This window comes from Roseobacter sp. TSBP12 (assembly GCF_009129705.1).
GTDB lineage: Bacteria > Pseudomonadota > Alphaproteobacteria > Rhodobacterales > Rhodobacteraceae > Celeribacter > Celeribacter baekdonensis_A.
Genome location: NZ_PYIB01000046.1, coordinates 12,443 through 30,749, shown reverse-complemented (window position 1 = coordinate 30,749; position 18,307 = coordinate 12,443). Strand labels below are relative to the sequence as shown.

Annotated in this window: 22 protein-coding genes; all 22 read right to left on the bottom strand. The window is 56.8% G+C overall.

Going from position 1 to position 18,307, the window contains the following annotated elements; translation table 11 throughout:
• Positions 1–74 precede the first annotated feature (74 nt).
• Positions 75–863 (bottom strand): amino acid ABC transporter ATP-binding protein, encoded by a 789-nt coding sequence (locus C8029_RS14200; RefSeq protein WP_009574046.1) that lies wholly within the window; start codon positions 861–863, stop codon positions 75–77.
• Between the two features lie 15 nt (positions 864–878).
• On the bottom strand, positions 879–2,195 hold the full coding sequence (locus tag C8029_RS14195; RefSeq protein WP_152003125.1) for an amino acid ABC transporter permease: 1,317 nt from the start codon (positions 2,193–2,195) through the stop codon (positions 879–881).
• 1 nt (position 2,196) lies between these two features.
• Complete coding sequence (locus tag C8029_RS14190) at positions 2,197–3,417, bottom strand: amino acid ABC transporter permease (RefSeq protein WP_009574044.1); 1,221 nt, start codon at positions 3,415–3,417, stop codon at positions 2,197–2,199.
• A gap of 144 nt (positions 3,418–3,561) precedes the next feature.
• On the bottom strand, positions 3,562–4,587 hold the full coding sequence (locus C8029_RS14185; RefSeq protein ID WP_009574043.1) for an amino acid ABC transporter substrate-binding protein: 1,026 nt from the start codon (positions 4,585–4,587) through the stop codon (positions 3,562–3,564).
• Between the two features lie 227 nt (positions 4,588–4,814).
• Positions 4,815–5,522 carry an ATP12 family chaperone protein gene (locus C8029_RS14180; RefSeq protein ID WP_009574042.1) on the bottom strand — a complete coding sequence of 236 codons (708 nt, stop codon included), beginning with the start codon at positions 5,520–5,522 and terminating at the stop codon, positions 4,815–4,817.
• A gap of 4 nt (positions 5,523–5,526) precedes the next feature.
• Positions 5,527–6,198 (bottom strand): HAD-IA family hydrolase, encoded by a 672-nt coding sequence (locus C8029_RS14175; RefSeq protein ID WP_009574041.1) that lies wholly within the window; start codon positions 6,196–6,198, stop codon positions 5,527–5,529.
• Positions 6,195–7,241 carry an RluA family pseudouridine synthase gene (locus tag C8029_RS14170; protein ID WP_009574040.1) on the bottom strand — a complete coding sequence of 349 codons (1,047 nt, stop codon included), beginning with the start codon at positions 7,239–7,241 and terminating at the stop codon, positions 6,195–6,197. The genes C8029_RS14175 and C8029_RS14170 overlap by 4 nt, the downstream gene beginning before the upstream one ends.
• Positions 7,238–7,612, bottom strand: a complete 375-nt coding sequence (crcB, locus tag C8029_RS14165; RefSeq protein WP_009574039.1) for a fluoride efflux transporter CrcB — start codon at positions 7,610–7,612, stop codon at positions 7,238–7,240. Before crcB ends, C8029_RS14170 begins: the two co-directional genes overlap by 4 nt.
• A 65-nt stretch (positions 7,613–7,677) precedes the next feature.
• Positions 7,678–8,991, bottom strand: coding sequence for a replication-associated recombination protein A (locus C8029_RS14160; protein ID WP_009574038.1), 1,314 nt, complete (start codon positions 8,989–8,991; stop codon positions 7,678–7,680).
• Between the two features lie 86 nt (positions 8,992–9,077).
• Positions 9,078–9,665 (bottom strand): acyl-homoserine-lactone synthase, encoded by a 588-nt coding sequence (locus tag C8029_RS14155; protein ID WP_009574037.1) that lies wholly within the window; start codon positions 9,663–9,665, stop codon positions 9,078–9,080.
• Between the two features lie 54 nt (positions 9,666–9,719).
• Positions 9,720–10,331 carry an autoinducer binding domain-containing protein gene (locus C8029_RS14150; protein WP_009574036.1) on the bottom strand — a complete coding sequence of 204 codons (612 nt, stop codon included), beginning with the start codon at positions 10,329–10,331 and terminating at the stop codon, positions 9,720–9,722.
• A 336-nt stretch (positions 10,332–10,667) separates the two neighbouring features.
• Positions 10,668–11,096, bottom strand: coding sequence for a 50S ribosomal protein L17 (gene rplQ / locus C8029_RS14145; RefSeq protein ID WP_009574035.1), 429 nt, complete (start codon positions 11,094–11,096; stop codon positions 10,668–10,670).
• Positions 11,097–11,233: 137 nt separating this feature from the next.
• Positions 11,234–12,250, bottom strand: a complete 1,017-nt coding sequence (locus tag C8029_RS14140) for a DNA-directed RNA polymerase subunit alpha (RefSeq protein WP_009574034.1) — start codon at positions 12,248–12,250, stop codon at positions 11,234–11,236.
• A gap of 121 nt (positions 12,251–12,371) precedes the next feature.
• Positions 12,372–12,764, bottom strand: a complete 393-nt coding sequence (gene rpsK, locus C8029_RS14135) for a 30S ribosomal protein S11 (protein WP_009574033.1) — start codon at positions 12,762–12,764, stop codon at positions 12,372–12,374.
• A gap of 15 nt (positions 12,765–12,779) precedes the next feature.
• On the bottom strand, positions 12,780–13,148 hold the full coding sequence (gene rpsM, locus C8029_RS14130; protein WP_009574032.1) for a 30S ribosomal protein S13: 369 nt from the start codon (positions 13,146–13,148) through the stop codon (positions 12,780–12,782).
• Between the two features lie 225 nt (positions 13,149–13,373).
• On the bottom strand, positions 13,374–14,015 hold the full coding sequence (locus C8029_RS14125) for an adenylate kinase (RefSeq protein WP_009574031.1): 642 nt from the start codon (positions 14,013–14,015) through the stop codon (positions 13,374–13,376).
• Positions 14,012–15,370, bottom strand: a complete 1,359-nt coding sequence (gene secY / locus C8029_RS14120; protein ID WP_009574030.1) for a preprotein translocase subunit SecY — start codon at positions 15,368–15,370, stop codon at positions 14,012–14,014. Before secY ends, C8029_RS14125 begins: the two co-directional genes overlap by 4 nt.
• Before the next feature lie 104 nt (positions 15,371–15,474).
• Positions 15,475–15,951 (bottom strand): 50S ribosomal protein L15, encoded by a 477-nt coding sequence (gene rplO / locus C8029_RS14115; protein ID WP_009574029.1) that lies wholly within the window; start codon positions 15,949–15,951, stop codon positions 15,475–15,477.
• Positions 15,952–16,271: 320 nt separating this feature from the next.
• On the bottom strand, positions 16,272–16,394 hold the full coding sequence (locus C8029_RS22775; protein WP_286189921.1) for a hypothetical protein: 123 nt from the start codon (positions 16,392–16,394) through the stop codon (positions 16,272–16,274).
• Positions 16,395–16,433: 39 nt separating this feature from the next.
• A complete protein-coding gene (locus C8029_RS14110; protein WP_152003124.1) occupies positions 16,434–16,652 on the bottom strand; it encodes a DUF1127 domain-containing protein in 219 nt (72 codons plus the stop codon).
• A 332-nt stretch (positions 16,653–16,984) separates the two neighbouring features.
• Positions 16,985–17,749 (bottom strand): anti-sigma factor family protein, encoded by a 765-nt coding sequence (locus tag C8029_RS14105; RefSeq protein WP_152003123.1) that lies wholly within the window; start codon positions 17,747–17,749, stop codon positions 16,985–16,987.
• Complete coding sequence (locus C8029_RS14100; protein WP_040403051.1) at positions 17,746–18,252, bottom strand: RNA polymerase sigma factor; 507 nt, start codon at positions 18,250–18,252, stop codon at positions 17,746–17,748. The genes C8029_RS14105 and C8029_RS14100 overlap by 4 nt, the downstream gene beginning before the upstream one ends.
• Positions 18,253–18,307 lie beyond the last annotated feature (55 nt).

The window sequence follows — 18,307 nt, the reverse complement described above, 5'->3', positions numbered from 1 at the left end:
CAGGAGGCACCCAAAACAAAGGACGCCCCGAAGAGCGTCCTTTGGTCTGCGATAGTGTGTGATCTGGTGTTGGTTTAGTGGCCGAGGATCTGAGACAGAAACAGTTTGGTGCGATCCGATTTCGGATTGTTGAAAAACTCTTCCGGCTCGTTTTGTTCGACGATCTGACCCTGGTCCATGAAGATCACGCGGTTGGCGACCTGACGGGCAAACCCCATTTCATGGGTCACGCAGAGCATGGTCATGCCCTCTTCGGCCAGTTCGATCATGGTGTCGAGCACCTCTTTGATCATCTCCGGATCAAGCGCCGAGGTCGGCTCGTCAAACAACATGATCCGCGGTTTCATGCACAGCGAGCGGGCAATGGCCACGCGCTGTTGCTGCCCCCCCGAAAGCATGCCGGGGTATTTGTCGGCCTGTTCCGGGATTTTCACTTTTTCGAGGAAATGCATCGCGATTTCTTCGGCCTCGCGTTTCGGCGTTTTGCGGACCCACATCGGCGCAAGCGTACAGTTTTCCAAGATGGTGAGATGCGGAAACAAGTTGAAGTGCTGAAAGCACATTCCGACTTCCGAACGGATTTTGTCGATGTTTTTCAAATCCGAAGTCAATTCGGTGCCATCGACAATGATCTTGCCCTTTTGGTGCTCTTCGAGGCGATTGATACAACGGATCATCGTCGATTTACCGGAGCCAGACGGCCCGGCGATGACGATCCGCTCACCGCGATTGACGGTCAGGTTGATGTCACGCAACACGTGAAATTCCCCATACCATTTGTTCATATTGACGATCTGAACGGCCACCTCATCGGAGACGGTCAGCTTCGAGCGGTCGATTGTGCGGTCTTCTGCGAGAGACATATCCGGTCTCCTTTCTTAACGGTGATCGGTGCGGAGCTTGCGCTCCAGCCACTGTGAATAACGAGACATAGAGAAACAGCAGACCCAAAAGATAAGTCCGATGAAGATGTAGAGTTCCCAAGTGATGCCGTTCCATGCGGAGTTTGCGCGGATCGCCTGAGCGGCGGCGAGCATGTCGAAAATGCCGATGAAAAAGACCAGAGTGGTGTCTTTGAACAGGCCGATAAAGGTGTTCACGATACCCGGAATCGAGATTTTCAACGCTTGCGGCATGATGACAAGCCGCTGTGCTTTCCAATAGTCGAGACCCAGCGCATCGGCGGCCTCGTATTGACCCTTTGGCAGGGCGGCAAGACCGCCGCGGATCACTTCGGCCATATAGGCGGAAGAGAACAAGGTCACCATGACGATGACGCGTAAGGTGAGGTCAAACTCGGTATCAGGGGGCAGGAAGTAGTTCAGCAACAGCGAGGCGGTGAACAGCAAGGTGATCAGTGGCACGCCCCGCAGGAATTCGATGAAACCGACACAGATCATTTTCACCAAAGGCAGATCGGATTGGCGCCCCAAAGCGAGGATGATGCCCAACGGCAGCGACAGAGCAATGCCGGAGACACCAATGATCACGGAGATGACAAACCCGCCAAGCTCGCGGCTTTGGATTTCACGTAAGGCCAAGAGCGGCACTGTGTCGTTGAGCGCCGAGACCACGATGGGGCCAAGGATCATCCACCATACCAAAGCGGCGACAACAGAGACCAGAGCAATCAGGCCAGAACCAAGATAACGCGCCGCCACCGAGGCGGCAAAATAGGCAATCCCAAAGCCGACAGCCACAGAGAGCGGCCCCCAAAGCGAGCCCCCCCAGATCAGCCAGACCATGACAAACGGATAGGCCACGGTGATCCACATCATCTTGCGGGGGAGTGCATCGAACAGCACCGGCAAGATCGCGAGGATCAACAGGACAAAGGCGACATGGGTGCGCCAATATTCGCTGGACGGGAAAAATGTCCCATAGACGATCTGGTTCCAACGCTCGTTGATGACGGCCCAACAGGCATGATGGGTGTTGCCATAGCGTTCGTTGAGGATGGCGCGACAGTCCTGCAAGGAATCCGCGGTCCAAACCCCGCCAAAGGCCCAAGGCACGAGCGCTTGCAACAGGTTGAATACCAGATAGAGCGACACCAGCGTCAAAATCGTGTTGAACCAGCCCGAAAACAGGTTTTCACGGACCCATTTGGAGGCCCCGACCTGTCCACGCGGGGCCGGTTGTTGTTCTAAAATTTCGGAGCGCACATAGGCGATGGTCGATTTTTGATCACTCATCTTAACGCTCCTTCAACTTCATGGATTTGTTGTAAACGTTCATGCCCGATGAAATGATCAGAGAGACGATGAGATAAATCAGCATCATCAAAAGCATGCATTCAAGCTCGCGCCCGGTGTTGTTCATCGTTGTCCCGCCCAGCGTGGCGCGCAAATCTTGATAACCCACAGCCAGAGCGAGAGAGGAGTTTTTGGTCAGGTTGAGGAACTGTGAAATCAGCGGCGGGATGATGACACGGAGCGCCTGTGGCAAGATCACAAGGTTCATTGTGCGCGAGGGACGAAGACCCAGGGCAAAGGCCGCTTCGGTCTGGCCCTTGGAGACCGCGAGAATGCCCGCGCGCACGATTTCGGCAATAAAGGCACCGGTGTAGATCGACAGCGCCAGCCAAAGTGCGATCATCGAGTTGCTAAGCTGAATGCCACCCTGAAAATTAAAACCTTTGAGCGCCGGGGAATCAAAGGTGATCGGAGCACCCAAAGCCATGTAAACCAAAAGCGTCGGCGCGATGAAGATCGCCAGTTTGATCCAAGCGGTTGGCAGGATTTGCCCGGTCGCTTCAAAGCGGCGTTGCGCCCATTTGCCAAAGGACCAGATGGCCAGAAGCGACAACAAGAACGTGACAATCACAAAGACGGAACCTGCGCCCCAAACCGGCATGGGGATGTATGTCCCCCGGTTGGTCACCGCAACCGTATCCCAAAGCCACATCGACGCCGAAGGCGTTTCACCCCGAAAGGCGCTTGGTTGAGGCAGGGTCTCGGACAAGACCGCCATCGTGGCGATGATCCAGATCACCACCGGGATGTTGCGGAAGGTTTCGACATAGACCGTCATGATCTTGGCCACGAGCCAGTTTTTCGACAGGCGCAACACACCGGCCGTGACCCCCACCAAAGTTGCCAGAATGCACCCCAGGAAGGCGACAAGAAGCGTGTTCAGCAAGCCAACCATGGCGGCGCGGAAATTGCTCGATGTCGAGTCATATTCGATCAAGGTCTGCTGGATGTCATAGTTGGACGGGTTGCGCAAAAACGTGAAATCAATTTCCTTGCCAAGATTGGCAAGATTGATCGTCACGTTGCGGACAAGTATCCAGCCAACCAGCATGAAGGCTATAAAAACAATAACTTGGATGGTGATCGAGCGATACCGCGTATCGTAAATCAACTGACTGAGCCGAAAACCCTGACTTTGCGGTATATCTGTAAGTGTCGTCATAAGAGACGGTCCCCTGTTTCCCCTGAATAAACCCATACCCCGCGCGATCCCATGGTCCGCACGCCGAAATGTTTGACTATCGTTTGGGTAGCGTCAGAACGGAAAAGGGCGCGGTATGACCCGCGCCCTTCCCACATTATGATCTTAACGGAAGGGCGGCGAGTAGATCAGGCCACCTTCGGTCCAAAGGGCGTTCAACCCACGCGCCAGACCCACCGGAGTGTTCTCACCGATGTTTTTCTCAAAGCTTTCGCCGTAGTTGCCAACTTGGGTGATGACGTTGTATGCCCACGCATTGTCGAGCCCCAGCATCGCGCCAAGTTCACCTTCAACGCCCAAAAGACGGTTGATCTCCGGGTTCTCAGTGCCTTTGACAAGTTCCGGTGCATTGGCAGAGGTCACACCAAATTCTTCAGCGGTGATCATCGCATTCAACGTCCAGCGCACGATGTCACCCCAATTGTCGTCACCGTGACGCACAAGCGGGCCAAGCGGCTCTTTGGAGATGATTTCCGGCAGAACCACATAGGCTTCCGGGGTTTCGAAAGAGGCGCGCGATGCGGCCAGAGCGGAGGCGTCTGTGGTGTAGACGTCACATGCACCCGCAAGGAACTGGGTCTGAGCTTCGGTAAAGCTTTCAACCGGAACCGGTTCGTAATCCATGTTGTTCACACGGAAATAGTCCGCAAGGTTGAGCTCGGTCGTGGTGCCGGTTTCGATACACACGGTCGCACCAGCCAGTTCTTTTGCGGAGGACACACCGAGGGCTTTCGGAACCATAAAGCCCTGACCATCGTAATAGTTCACGCCCACAAAGGTGTTTTTGAGATCGACATCACGCGAGAAGGTCCAGGTGGTGTTCCGTGCCAGCATGTCGACTTCGCCGGATGCCAGTGCGGTGAAACGCACAGCGGAGGTCAGCGGAGTGTATTCAACTTTTTCAGCATCGCCGAGAACGGCAGCGGCAACAGCGCGACACAGATCAACGTCGAAACCGATGTATTTACCGTTTGCGTCCGGCGCAGCAAAGCCGGGGGTGCCCGGGTTCACGCCGCATTTGAGCGCGCCGCGCTCTTGGACGGCGGCAAGTGTCGACGAATCTTGAGCCATCGCCGCACCAGCGGCAAGGCCAGCCATCGTCAGCGCGCCAAGAAATACGGATTTTTTCATGTTTACCTCTTCCTGATACTGCGCCGTTTTCGGCGCTTCTTTTCCGATCCCCTCCGGGTCGGGAGCTTTACCGAAGTGAGCAATTGCCCCTTCAATGAGCGTAGTTTGGAGGGATTCATTCCAGAACGTCAAGAGTGGGATCACGATTCTGCATGATAACCGTGCGTTCGCCCAAACCACTTGCGGAAATGCGTGTGATTTCAGCAAGGCAATTGTCAGCGCGCCACTTAATTGACCAATCGGTAAAAGAGTTCTGCATGAACAAAGCTTTGGCGCTTGATTTCGGCGCTCTCACTGGCCTCCTCGTCCTCGCCCCATTGTTCAATTTGATACAGTTCATCAAGACGCGATAGCATCCAGGCCTCGTCTGCGGACAACTTGCCATGGGTGACCGCAAGGCCAAGAATCAGCGAGCCTGACAGGCTGACCAGATCGTGAAACGCCGCCAGTTCAAATGCGTTGAACCCGTGACTTTTGGCGCGCAGGACCTGTAACGCCGCCGCCTCCTGCGGCACATGCATGATGCCCGTCCGGGGATAAAGCCGCACGCCAAACGCCTCTTCGGCCCAGTCGAGAATAGGGTCCCACTGCTCCGCCTGACGCTCCACCAACTCGCGCGGATGGGCGGCGCGGTAACAGAGCAAATCACTGTCCCCATAATCGGCCAGCAAATTGGCAACCTCGGCGTGTTGAATGGCCACTTTATCAATCGCGGCATTGGCGCTACGGGTGGCGGGCATGGTGTTTGGGTCAATGTCCCCCTCCTGTGCCTCCCATTCCGCCGCGATCATCTCGGCCAAAGCGCGGGTCGGAACGATCAGCGGCGCTTTGGCAGGGGTGCGCACCGGGCGGCCATCCAGACGGATTTCAAACCCGCCCTCAACAGCCTCAACCGTGGTCTTTTTCCAAAACCGCTTTGCCTTCCATTCGGACACGTCGTCACCCTTTCCACATCTCATCCAAGGCCGCGCAGAGCTGGCCAAAATCATCCAAAACCACATGCGCGCCCGCAGCCATGAGCGCATCATGCCCATGATAGCCCCAGCGTACACCAATCCCTTTGACCCGTGCCGCGCCGGCCATTTCCATATCATAGGTCGTGTCGCCAATCACCACCGCCTCAGACGCCGCGACGTTACAGTCGGTGAGACAGGTCAAGACCATCGAAGGATGCGGCTTGGATGGGTGATCATCGGCGCATTGCGTCGTGACAAACAGATCGGCAAACGCCCAATCGGCCAGCAGTGCATCAAGCCCTCGGCGGCTTTTTCCAGTCGCAATCGCCAACGCAACATCGCCCTGCGCGCCCAAAGTCCGCAGGGCCTCTTCGGCACCGGGATAAAGCGGCGAGGCGGCCGCGCCCTGTTTCAATCGTTGGGTTTGAAACGCGTCTTTGTAGCCGTCAACCATCTGCGCAAGCGCGGCGTCATCCGCCTCGGGTGCAAGTTCGCGCATCGCCACCGGCAAGGACAGGCCAACGATGGACAGGATGGTGTCGCGATCCGGGGCCGCCTGCCGCACGGTTGCAAACCCCGCCTCCATTGACGCGATGATATGGGCCTGACTGTCGACCAGCGTGCCATCGACGTCGAAAATAACGAGTTTGGTCATCGCAGGGTCTCGAACGGATCAACGGCGGCCAGATCGTCGGTCCAGCCAAAGGTGTCCCAACTATTGCGCATGTGTTCGGGCAAGGGCGCGGTCACGGTGATGACCTTATGCGTCACCGGATGTTCAAAGGTCAGGCTGCGCGCGTGCAGGTGGAGCTTTTTCGAAATGATCCCGCCCAATTGTGCGCCCCAGCCATCGCCAAGATTTTCCTGACCAGAGCCACCATATTTACCATCGCCAATGATCGGATGGCCGATCTCGGCCATATGTGCGCGCAGCTGGTGGGTGCGCCCGGTGATCGGCTCCATCGCCACCCAAGAGGCGCGCGAGCCGACGCGGTAGAGCGTGGCATAAAGCGTATGGGCGCGTTTGGCATCCGGGTTGGCGTTCATGTCGCGCGGGTGAATGGCGATCATCTTTTCGCCCTCGCCGCGTGCGCCATGGCCCCCGGCTTTCATCAAACCGTATTTGATTTCGCCAAGGTAGGGCACAGGCACGCCCGCCACCAAAGCCCAGTAAATCTTGCGGGTGTTTTTGTGGCGGAAGGCTTCGGTCAGTTTCGTGGCCATTGCAGGCGTGCGGGCCAAAATCAGAACGCCAGAGGTGTCCTTGTCAAGCCGGTGCACAAGGCGCGGCTTTTCCTCAAGCCCGAATTTAAGCGCCTCAGCCAGACCATCGACATGGCGGGTCTGTTTCGATCCGCCTTGGGTCGGCAAGCCCGCCGGTTTGTTCAACACGATGACGTAATCGTCTTTGTAAATCACGCAGGACTGGATCAGCTTCTCATCAGCTGCAGAAATGGCATCGCCGCTGCGATCTCGTACAGGGGCTGCCTGATCGGGCAATGGCGGCACGCGAATTTCCATCCCCGGCCCCACTCGCGTGTTGGATTTCACCCGCCCGCCATCGACGCGAATGTCACCCTTGCGACACATCTTTTCGATGTTGCCTTGGGTGATCTGTGGAAACATTTTGCGAAACCAACGGTCGAGCCTTTGCTCGGGTTGATCGTCGCCAATGGTGATCATCTGAACCCGGCTCATGCGTAAAAACTCCGTGCGGTGTAAAGGCCCAATACGATGCCGCCCAATGCGAGCACCAATGTTGCGACGATGTAAAGAGCGGCCAAAGTGACCTCGCCGCGCTCATAAATCGTAATCGCATCCAGCGAGAAGGCCGAATAAGTTGTAAAGCCACCCAACATCCCTGTCATCAACAGCGGTGCGTAGCGGTTGCCGTTTTCATGGGCGAGCACCACGACGATGACCCCCATCAAAAACGAGCCGATGAAATTGACCGTCACGGTGCCCCATGGGAAATCCTTACCCAAAAGCCTTGCCGTGGCGAGGCCAGTCACATAACGCGCCGTGGCGCCGAACGCACCTCCGAGGGCGACTTGGATCAAGGGGGGCATGACGGTCCTCTCTTCAGGCCTTTCTGCTTGGCGCTTCCTGTGATGTGCCGGGAGCAATGTCAACGTCAACTGGTGCGTTTGTCACGCAGCTTGTCGAAATAGGCCACTCTCTTGGCCAAATCCCGTTCAAACCCGCGCTCAACCGGTTTGTAAAACTGGGTGCGGGGGAGCGTGTCGGGAAAAAAGTTTTGCCCGGAAAACCCGTCCTCGGCATCGTGATCATAGGCGTAATTCTCGCCATATCCCTGCTCCGCCATCAGTTTGGTCGGCGCGTTGAGGATGTGTTTGGGTGGCGGTTCAGACCCGGTTTTGCGCGCTGCATCCCGCGCCGCTTTAAAGGCCGTGTAGACCGCATTCGACTTCGGCGCGAGCGCCAGATAGACCACCGCCTGCGCCAATGCCAATTCGCCCTCGGGTGAGCCCAAGCGTTCATAGACCTCCCAGGCATGCAGACACATCGCCTGCGCCTGAGGATCGGCCAATTGGATGTCCTCGATCGCCATCCGGGTCAGGCGCCGCGCCAGATAGCGCGGGTCCTCGCCGCCCTCCAACATCCGCGAAAACCAATAAAGCGCTGCATCGGGGTCCGAGCCGCGTACCGATTTGTGTAGCGCCGAAATCAGATTGTAATGCTCATCGCCGGATTTGTCATATTTCGCGGCACGCCGCATCAGACGCTTGCCAAGCTGTTCAGGATCAAGCGGCGTTTCGACCTTCCACGCGACGATCTGTTCAATCAGGTTCAACAGCGTGCGCCCGTCGCCATCCGCCATTTCAAACAGCGTGTCGCGCGCGCGGGCATTCAGCGGCAAAGCCTTGCCAAACTCGCGCTCGGCGCGCTCAGCCAAAAGCGCAAGATCGGCCAAAGACAGCCGCGTCAACACCATCACCTGCGCCCGCGACAACACAGCCGCGTTGAGTTCAAACGAGGGGTTTTCCGTGGTTGCCCCAACCAAAAGAATGGTGCCGTCTTCCATATAGGGCAGGAAACTGTCCTGTTGCGCCTTGTTGAAACGATGAATTTCGTCAACAAAAAGCAGGGTGCCCTGACCGTTTTGTCGCCGTATTTTCGCCGCTTCAAACACTTTGCGCAGGTCCGGCACGCCGGTGAAAATTGCAGAAATCTGAACGAAATGCAGATCGGTTTCGGCCGCCAATAACCGTGCGATGGTGGTTTTGCCCACGCCCGGCGGCCCCCAGAAAATGATCGAAGACAGCGAACCAGAGGCCAACATCACACCAAGCGGCGAGTCGGGTCCCAACACCTGCTCTTGGCCAATCACCTCGCCCAAGGTTTGCGGACGCAAACGATCGGCCAGCGGGCGGGGTCCGGCGGCGTGTGGGGTCGGTGGTTCGGTGGATGCAAAAAGGTCAGACATAGGCGGACGTTACGCCGCTTATGTCCGATGGAAAAGAGGTATCGGGGCCGAAATGGCGCGTTTCGGCCCCGGTCCAAAACACATGGTTAGTGAAGTTTGTTGCTGAGATTGATGCGCATACACGCGTTGCGCGCGCCGCCTATGTCCATCACAGGCCCCACGACATCAATGTCGAGACCGACACGACGCCCCCAGCGATTGCCATTTTCAGGGATGAGACACAAAACCGACGTGGCCCCCAAGGCCCGCGCGGAATTGGTCATTTCCCCAATCAGGCTCATCTGGACCCGCATCCGTTGTTTCGCAGGTACGCGGGGCGAGACGAAAATTCGGCTCGATTCCCAAACATGCGGCGCAACAGGTGCCTCCTCAAACAACAGATTGGTCGGGATACTGTCCAAAAGCCCCCGCTGAGCATCACGAATCATATAGGAATAAATGCCACATTTTGTGGTTGTCGGGGTCAAGCGGATTCCGGCCAACACATCTCCGAACTCGTGAACCGCGATCCAACGGGAAGCGGGCGTGTCGTATTGGTCATATTCCATGCCATCGGCCTGCGGCAAATCCCACTTCGCATGTTGAATGAAGGTTTCATGTCTGGCGCGAAGCATGTTGGCGAAAAGATCGCCATGGTTGTGCAGATTGGCAAAAGAAAGTGTGGTCGTTTGCATGGTACGTCTCCGGTGTTGGTTGATTTCTTCAACGCAACGCGAGAGCGAGCACCGTCACAACAGCTTGATCTCCTTGGCTTTTTGAATGGCCTCTGAGGTCGTCCGGGCCATAAGACGTTCCCGGGCAGAGACAAGACGCGCCTTAAGCGCGCTCTCCGAAATCCCGAGCTTGGCCGCGGCTGCTGCATGACGATCACCGCCCGCGATGCACCGGAGGGCCTGAATTTGAGCCTGTGTCAGATCTGTTTGGGGTTCCGAGATTTCATGCAGCGTGCGCGCAATGGTAGCAATTTTCGTGATCTCTTGATCCGTAAATTCGCGATCCGCGCGGGCACACCCAATGATGGTTCTCGACTGAACCGGTCCACAGGACACGGCGATACCATAGTTCAGGCCGAATTCAGCGGCCTGCCTCCAAAGATTAAATGGATCGGGGAGTTCTATTTCGCTCCACCTTGTTTGCCCTTCGCAGCTCAATCCCCAAGCAATCATCGGATCTCTCAGCGCATAGGCGTTCGCCGTGTAATGTTCGAGCCATTTCGGATCATATGTGGCCTCCGCAACAAGCGGCGACGCAAACCGAATATGTAACCCGACCGAATATCCGGCCGGAGATGCAGCCCGAAGCTGAGCAAACAAGCGCGTGAGTTCCGTTGTGTCAGACATTGATAAAATTCATTCTTTTACGAAAGGAAGCGACAACCTTAAGGCGACCACCTAAACAAGGATTAAACCAAAGAGTATCGTTTGAAAAGCCTCTTTGGGTGTCGTTATGAACGCGCCATGATGAATTGCGCCTTTTCGCATGGTTTCTGATCAAATGATCTGTTTCTTTTGACAAACACCGTGCGGCACCCGGCCCAAAATGCCTCTGTTCGTCCAGTATTGGGGCAAAATCCCAAGGCGAAAAGACAAGAATACTGACAAAATGCATCAAATTTACACATTTAAACAAAAAAGCCCCGCACGAGGCGGGGCTTTTTAGAATCGAATCGAGAAGACTTAATCTTCTTCGGCCATTGCGGCATCTTCGGCCTCAAGGCGCGCACGGTCGGCAGCGCCTTTGGCGGCCGGATCGCGGTCAACCAGCTCGATGATGGCCATCGGGGCCATGTCACCATAACGGAAGCCAGCTTTCAAAACGCGGGTGTAACCACCGTTGCGCTCTGCATAGCGCGGGCCGAGAATTTCAAAGAGTTTCGCAACATCTTTGTCCTGTTTCAACTGAGCAGCAGCCTGACGGCGGGCGTGAAGATCGCCACGTTTGCCGAGGGTGATCAGCTTGTCCATGATGCGCTTAAGCTCTTTGGCTTTCGGCAAGGTGGTTTTGATTTGTTCGTGCTCAATGAGCGAGCCGGACATGTTGGAGAACATCGCTTTGCGGTGTTCGTGGGTCCGGTTCAGGCGGCGGTAGCCTCTAGCGTGACGCATGTGTCTCTCCTATAGCGTGTTTTGCTTTGTCTGACCGGCGATGCGTGTCACCGGCTCTCCTTGGGGCATTGGCCCACATGTTCCCCGGCAATTCCGGGCATTGTCGAGGGAGGAGACCGAAGCCTCCCCCAAATTGCTTAGAACTGGTCTTCGAATTTCTTCGCCAGGTCTTCGATGTTCTCAGGCGGCCATTCTTCGACATCCATACCGAGGTGCAGGCCCATGCCGGACAGAACCTCTTTGATCTCGTTGAGCGACTTGCGACCGAAGTTCGGGGTGCGGAGCATCTCGGCTTCGGTTTTCTGGATCAGATCGCCGATGTAAACGATGTTGTCGTTTTTCAGGCAGTTTGCCGACCGGACAGACAGTTCCAGCTCGTCCACTTTCTTCAACAGAAGCGGGTTGAACTCGAGGCCATCGTCTTCTTCCTGACGACCAGCCGATTCCGGCTCATCAAAGTTCACGAAGATGCCCAATTGATCCTGAAGGATACGTGCCGCGAATGCGACTGCATCTTCCGGGGTCAACGAACCGTCGGTTTCGATTTTCATCGTCAGCTTGTCATAGTCGAGCACCTGACCTTCGCGGGTCGGCTGCACGTCGTAGGACACTTTTTTGACTGGCGAGAAGATCGCATCAATCGGAATCAAACCGATCGGCGCATCTTCGGCCTTGTTTTTCTCGGCGGAGACATAGCCTTTGCCGGTGTTGACCGTCAGTTCCATGAACAAATCAGCGCCGTCATCGAGGTGACAGATCACGTGATCTTTGTTCAAAACCTCGATGCCAGCAGATTCGGAAATATCACCGCCGGTGACAACCATCGGCCCTTTGGCGGCGATGGACAGGCGCTTCGGCCCTTCCACATCCATGCGCAAAGAAATGCCTTTAAGGTTGAGGATCACGTCGGTGACATCTTCACGCACGCCCGCAATGGACGAAAACTCGTGCAGAACGTTGTCGATCTGAACGGAGGTGATGGCCGCGCCCTGAAGCGACGACATCAGCACGCGACGCAGCGCGTTGCCCAGTGTCAAGCCAAAGCCGCGTTCCAGCGGTTCGGCGACAACGGTAGCCTGACGTGCAGGCTCGTTGCCCGGCTTGACGTCAAGCTGCTGCGGTTTGATGAGCTCGGCCCAATTTTTGTGGATCATTGAAGTAGCCTCCATTCCTGTCCTCCCGCCCATGTCCGTAAGCGGAGAACGCCCGAGGGGTCTTTTAAACGCAAAAACGGACCGCGGGCGTGAACCCGCGATCCAAATAATATAGGCGTGATTACACGCGGCGACGCTTTGGAGGGCGGCAGCCGTTGTGCGCAATCGGCGTCACGTCACGAATAGACGTGATGTTCAAACCAACAGCCGCAAGTGCGCGCAGCGCAGATTCACGCCCCGAACCCGGACCCTGAACTTCGACTTCGATGGTTTTCAGACCGTGATCCTGAGCCTTTTTCGCCGCATCTTCCGCAGCCATCTGAGCGGCGTAAGGTGTGGATTTCCGCGAGCCTTTAAAGCCCATGGTGCCAGCGGACGACCAAGCGATCGCATTGCCCTGCACGTCGGAGATCAGGATTTTGGTGTTGTTGAAGGTCGAATTCACATGAGCAACGCCAGCGGCGATGTTCTTGGAGACCTTTTTCTTAGCGGTACGACGGGTATCGCGTGCCATGTTCTATGCCCTCCCTTATTTCTTCTTGCCGGCGATTGCTTTTGCCGGACCTTTGCGCGTGCGCGCGTTGGTGTGGGTCCGCTGACCACGCACCGGGAGGTTGCGGCGGTGACGGAGGCCACGGTAGCAACCGAGGTCCATCAAACGCTTGATGTTCATCTGAGTCTCACGACGCAGGTCACCTTCGACGGTGTAGTTGGCGTCGACATGTTCGCGCAGGGCGAGAACTTCGGCGTCGGAGAGTTCGTTGACGCGACGGGTCAGCTCGATGCCAACGGCTTCGCAGATAGCTTGGGCAGAGGTGTTGCCAATGCCAGTGATATAGGTGAGGGCGATCGGGACCCGCTTTGCAGTGGGGATGTTTACGCCGGCGATACGTGCCACGTGGTCTGTCCTTTCGTTGCGGTTCCGTAATACCGGAACCTTTTTTCACAACGTTGGCTCGCGGGCTTTAGGCCTCGCGAGCCGCAGCTGAATTCAATCTGATTGCCTCGGACTCGGTCCGGCGGCGAATCTTTGCCCCATAGGGATGGGTTGCCATAAGGGGGAATCACCGGAGCGTCAAGAGGCCCCGGTGAATTTCCAAGTCTTGCCAAGGATGTGGCGCGTTTACGCCAGCGCCTTAGCAATATCCGCCGCCACTTTTTCCGGATCTTGCAGGCCATCGACGGACTTCAGATCACCACGGGCATAATAGTAGCCAATCAGCGGCGAGGTCTTTTTGTAATATTCCATCAGACGGGTTTTGAGGCTGTCCTCATTGTCGTCCGCGCGGCGTTTCAGATCGGTCGACCCACAAGCATCACACACCCCGTCGACTTTCGTCGGCTTGGTGGTGTCGTGGTACACCTCACCGCAATTGCCACAGGTGTAACGGCCCGTGATGCGGTTGACGAGCGCTTGGTCGTCGACGGCGATCTCGATCACAGCTTCGAGTTGGGCGCCATTGCGCGACAACAGTTCGTTGAGCGCATCAGCCTGACCCAAGGTGCGCGGAAAGCCATCAAAGATAAATCCAGCGGCATTGCCGTTGCGGATTTTTTCATCAATCAGACCAATCACGATCTCATCGGTGACGAGTTGCCCCGCATCCATGATTGCAGCAACTTTTTGCCCCATCTCGGTCCCGGAGGTCCGCGCATCGCGCAGCATATCCCCGGTCGAAAGTTGCACCATACCGCGCTCCTCAACAAGACGGCGTGCCTGTGTGCCTTTGCCCGCGCCGGGTGGTCCAAGCAGAATTATGTTCATTTCCGTGTCGTCCCTCTTTTGCTGCGCTTCCTCCCACGCAGCTGAGATTTCTCAATCAGACCCTCATACTGGTGCGCCAGCAAGTGAGATTGAATTTGCTGAATCGTATCCATCGTCACCGATACCACGATCAACACCGAAGTGCCGCCAAAATAGAAAGGAATGGCGAATTGGCTACGCAAAATCTCTGGCAAGAGACAAACTGCCGCAAGGTAGGCGGAGCCGATGACGAGGATACGGGCCACGATGTAGTCCAGATGCTCCTCGGTCTTTTTGCCCGGGCGGATGCCAGGGATAAAACCGTTCTGATTCTTCAGGTTCTTAGCCACGTCTTCGGTTTTGAACGCGACGTTGGCGGTATAGAAATAGGCAAAGAACACGATCATGAGGGTGAAGAACAACAGATAGAGCGGCTGCCCTGGACCGAAGTAGGCCAAAATGGTCGACATCACCGGACCAACGTCACCCTGACCGGAGAAGGTCGCGACAGTGGTCGGCAACAGCAAGAGGGAGCTTGCAAAGATCGCCGGGATCACGCCCGCCGGGTTGACTTTGATCGGCAGGTGGGAGGACTGCGCGTCATAGATTTTCATACCCTGCTGACGGCGGGGATATTGGATGTGAACCTTGCGCAGCGCCCGCTCCATGAAGACCACGAAGGCGATCACACCGACAATCATGGCGATCACGATGAGGATCACCGCCGGGGACACCGCGCCGGTCCGGCCAGATTCAAAGAACTGAGCCAAGGCGCGCGGAATTTCGGCCACGATGCCGACGAAGATGATCAAGGAGATGCCGTTGCCGATACCACGCTGGGTGATTTGTTCACCGAGCCACATCAGGAACATGGTGCCACCCACAAGGGTGATCACAACGCCCGCGCGGAAATACCAGCCCGGATCATGGGCCAGATCGCCAGCCTCAAGCGAAGCAGCCAAACCGTAGGCCTGAAACAGTGCCAAGGCGACCGTGCCAAAACGGGTGTATTGGTTGATCTTCTTGCGCCCCGCCTCGCCCTCTTTCTTGAGGTTCTCAAGCGAGGGGACCATCGAGGTCATCAGTTGAACGATGATCGACGCAGAGATGTAAGGCATGATGCCGAGGGCGAAAATACCCATCCGGCCCAACGCACCGCCGGTGAACATCGACAGGATGCCACCAATGCCGGATGCCGCCTGATCCATAAAGTTCTTTAACGCGCCACCGTCGATCCCCGGCACCGGAATATAGGTGCCCAGACGGTAGACGATCAAAAGACCGAGGGTGAAAAAGATACGCTGACGAAGCTCTTTGGCTTTCCCGAGGGTGCCCCAGTCGAGGTTCGCTGCCATTTGTTCTGCTGCGGATGCCATTAATGGTCTCTCTCTTCACGAACAGCGCCGCCCGACCGGTCTTCCGGGGGCGCGCTTGGAAAACTTAAGGATGACTTAAGGGTCCGGGCCCTCTGTCACAAGCCTTATTCGGCTGCCGCGTCGGCCTTTGCAGTCACAGTCAGCGAACCGCCTGCTTTTTTCACAGCTTCGATCGCAGATTTCGATGCGCCGGTCACAGTGATCGACAGTTTCGAGGTGACTTCACCTTTCGCCAAAACACGAATGCCGTCGAGTTTGCGACGGATCAGGCCGGAGGACACCAAAGTGTCTTCGGTGACGTTTGCGGCGTCGAGTTTGCCCGCTTCGATGAATTTTTCGATCAGGCCGAGGTTCACAACAGCGAACTCTTTGCGGTTCGGCTTGTTAAAGCCGCGCTTCGGCAGACGTTGGTACAAAGGCATCTGACCGCCTTCGTAGCCTTTGATCGCCACACCCGAACGGGATTTTTGACCTTTGATACCACGGCCACCCATTTTACCGGTGCCGGAACCCGGACCACGGCCAACGCGTTTCCGAGCTTTGGTGGCGCCTGCGTTATCACGCAATTCATGCAATTTCATGTCGCTTCTCCTTGCCGGATGTGCCCTCCAGCGACGGAGTGGGCAACCACGGCTTACAAATGTTGATTCTTATGAACGGTCTCGTCCACCGGGCGCGTATAGAGGGGTTGCGCGCGTAGATCAAGATACACCCTCTTATACTTTAGAATGAGTGCGCTCAGATCGGCCAAAGATGGGCCAAACGTCGCATGGTCGCCTCCCCAGCCGCTTGATCACACCATACCGGCCAAGGCCGTTTGGGGCGCCACCAATGCGATACAACCAAAAACACCCCGCAGTCTCCTGCAGGGTGTTTGATCTGTCCAGTCTCTTTGAGGGGCTCAGTCGCGGGTTTCGCGCAGGTATTCGGTCCAGCTTGGGGCCGCACCTGTGTGCCACACGGCTTTGAGCGCGCGGATCACTGCGCCAAGGGGCTGGGCAGGAAAGGGAGCTACAAGTTGCATCGCTTCGTCCTTCTCAATGAGACCTAAATCTGGGCGCTGTTAGACGCGTGCAGCGGTGTCGCGAGCGATGTCGCGGATGTCGCTACGGCCCAAGCCGATGTCGTTCAACTCATGATCCGACAGGGCGTCGAGCTGATTGAAGGTCTGGGTGTAAGCGCGCTGGCGAGCAAAGGACAAACGGATGTTGTCAAAGATTTCGCCAAGGAAGCGGGAGAAGCCGAAGCCGGTGGAGCGGGTGGAGTGAGCTGTATGTGCCATTGTTCTAATCCTAAAAATGCGGAGCCGTACGCTCCGTGCTGTTTGTGTCTCTTTGGGAGCACGGCTGATGTATGGGGGATTGGGAGATTTGACATCCCCCTGTTTCGGTCTGGCCGCTATGCATAAAATGCATGCAGTTTTAAAACCGTTACTTATTTGTGCGTTTTGGCATAATAATACGCACTTACTCTCGCGTTTGGCGCATATGATCGGCCCAATGCGGCGGTGACCCGGCCTCCCAAGAGAATTTCACCCGGTCAATCAACGCGAAAAGCGGATAGACGCAGCACCAGGCTTCAATTTTCTGAGTGCTCACCGCCGCTGTGCAAGACTCAAATCACATCGCCATGGACCCGTTTGGCCAAGTGCTCCATCTCGCTCCGCGACGCCGCACCGACCAAAACATAGTGCCAATTTGGGTCCTGCCATGACACGGCGGTCAGCCCATCATGGGTGTTGAATTTAAGGGAGGTGACCGCCATTTGTACCGTCGGAGTGAGGTAAAGCGTGACCCGTTGTCCGGACCCAGTCTCATACATGAACTGCGCGGCGGCCCCATACGGCGCCGGCAAGAGCCGCCCGCCCACGAGCGAGAACCCCTCCTGCGTCAGTGTCGGAATGCGCACTTCGGCTCCAAGCCGCTTGGTCAGCCATGTTTTAAGATGATCACGCTCATCGCCCGAAACATCCACCGGATGCAGCACTTCCGCTGTGTAGAGCATATGTGCGGCTGAGGCGGAGGCCAAGAGTTGGCTCTCTGGTACACCGCCCTGTCCGGCAGAGCGCGTCACCCCGCCCCAATAGCCCAGGGCCAATCCGATCCCGAGCAAAGCCACGGCGGCCACGGCCCGTCTCGGCCAAGCGCTGCGCGGGCTGATATCCGGGCTAATGTTCGAGATCATCTTGGCAAAATACGTCGCCTGTGGGCTTGGTACGGCCATATTCAGCGCCTCGTTGAGTGCCATAACCTCGGCCACACGTGCGGCAAGCGCCGGGTTGGCCTCCATGCGTGCCTCAAATGTCCGCATCTCATCTTGTGTCATCTCCCCATCGGCATAGCGATGAAGGGTCGGATCAAAATCCTCCGCATGGGTCATGTCACGCTCCTGAGTTGAACGGGCTGTGGATCTTGTTTAAGGCGATGGCGGGCACGGGCAATGCGCGACATCACGGTGCCAATCGGCACACCCAGGGCCTCGGCAGTCTCCGCATAGCTCAAACCGCCTACGGTGACGAGCAGCAAAGCGTGGCGTTGCTCTTCGGGCAATTGCGCGACACGCGCAAGGGTGCGTCTGGCATCGAGGCGCGCATCCATATGGGTCTCTGACACCGGCAAATCGGAGGTGTCCCCGGCCTCGTCATAGGCAAGGTGAAGATGGGCGCGGTCGCGGTGTAGCCCATTGCGAAACAAATTGAGTGCGATTTTGGCCAGCCACGGCCGTAAGGGCCGATCTGCCGACCAAAGATGGCGTTTGTTCAGCGCCCGTTCGACGCAATCCTGAACCAGATCGTCGGCGCGCGCATGGTCCCGGGTCAGCGCATAGGCATAGCGCCAAATCGCCGGGAGCGCCGCTTCGAGTTCCGCTTTGAACTTCGCCATGAGTGCCTCTTGAAAGCGGCGGGGGACAGCTCCCCCGCCTGACGCATGATCCGGG

What these genes read in the sequence shown, in the direction of transcription:
- C8029_RS14200 (WP_009574046.1), bottom strand. Translation starts at nt 863, where the DNA reads ATGTCTCTCGCAGAAGACCGCACAATCGACCGCTCGAAGCTGACCGTC.
- C8029_RS14195 (WP_152003125.1), bottom strand. Translation starts at nt 2,195, where the DNA reads ATGAGTGATCAAAAATCGACCATCGCCTATGTGCGCTCCGAAATTTTA.
- C8029_RS14190 (WP_009574044.1), bottom strand. Translation starts at nt 3,417, where the DNA reads ATGACGACACTTACAGATATACCGCAAAGTCAGGGTTTTCGGCTCAGT.
- C8029_RS14185 (WP_009574043.1), bottom strand. Translation starts at nt 4,587, where the DNA reads ATGAAAAAATCCGTATTTCTTGGCGCGCTGACGATGGCTGGCCTTGCC.
- C8029_RS14175 (WP_009574041.1), bottom strand. Translation starts at nt 6,198, where the DNA reads ATGACCAAACTCGTTATTTTCGACGTCGATGGCACGCTGGTCGACAGT.
- C8029_RS14170 (WP_009574040.1), bottom strand. Translation starts at nt 7,241, where the DNA reads ATGAGCCGGGTTCAGATGATCACCATTGGCGACGATCAACCCGAGCAA.
- crcB (WP_009574039.1), bottom strand. Translation starts at nt 7,612, where the DNA reads ATGCCCCCCTTGATCCAAGTCGCCCTCGGAGGTGCGTTCGGCGCCACG.
- C8029_RS14160 (WP_009574038.1), bottom strand. Translation starts at nt 8,991, where the DNA reads ATGTCTGACCTTTTTGCATCCACCGAACCACCGACCCCACACGCCGCC.
- C8029_RS14155 (WP_009574037.1), bottom strand. Translation starts at nt 9,665, where the DNA reads ATGCAAACGACCACACTTTCTTTTGCCAATCTGCACAACCATGGCGAT.
- C8029_RS14150 (WP_009574036.1), bottom strand. Translation starts at nt 10,331, where the DNA reads ATGTCTGACACAACGGAACTCACGCGCTTGTTTGCTCAGCTTCGGGCT.
- rplQ (WP_009574035.1), bottom strand. Translation starts at nt 11,096, where the DNA reads ATGCGTCACGCTAGAGGCTACCGCCGCCTGAACCGGACCCACGAACAC.
- C8029_RS14140 (WP_009574034.1), bottom strand. Translation starts at nt 12,250, where the DNA reads ATGATCCACAAAAATTGGGCCGAGCTCATCAAACCGCAGCAGCTTGAC.
- rpsK (WP_009574033.1), bottom strand. Translation starts at nt 12,764, where the DNA reads ATGGCACGCGATACCCGTCGTACCGCTAAGAAAAAGGTCTCCAAGAAC.
- C8029_RS14125 (WP_009574031.1), bottom strand. Translation starts at nt 14,015, where the DNA reads ATGAACATAATTCTGCTTGGACCACCCGGCGCGGGCAAAGGCACACAG.
- secY (WP_009574030.1), bottom strand. Translation starts at nt 15,370, where the DNA reads ATGGCATCCGCAGCAGAACAAATGGCAGCGAACCTCGACTGGGGCACC.
- rplO (WP_009574029.1), bottom strand. Translation starts at nt 15,951, where the DNA reads ATGAAATTGCATGAATTGCGTGATAACGCAGGCGCCACCAAAGCTCGG.
- C8029_RS22775 (WP_286189921.1), bottom strand. Translation starts at nt 16,394, where the DNA reads ATGCAACTTGTAGCTCCCTTTCCTGCCCAGCCCCTTGGCGCAGTGATC.
- C8029_RS14110 (WP_152003124.1), bottom strand. Translation starts at nt 16,652, where the DNA reads ATGGCACATACAGCTCACTCCACCCGCTCCACCGGCTTCGGCTTCTCC.
- C8029_RS14105 (WP_152003123.1), bottom strand. Translation starts at nt 17,749, where the DNA reads ATGACCCATGCGGAGGATTTTGATCCGACCCTTCATCGCTATGCCGAT.
- C8029_RS14100 (WP_040403051.1), bottom strand. Translation starts at nt 18,252, where the DNA reads ATGGCGAAGTTCAAAGCGGAACTCGAAGCGGCGCTCCCGGCGATTTGG.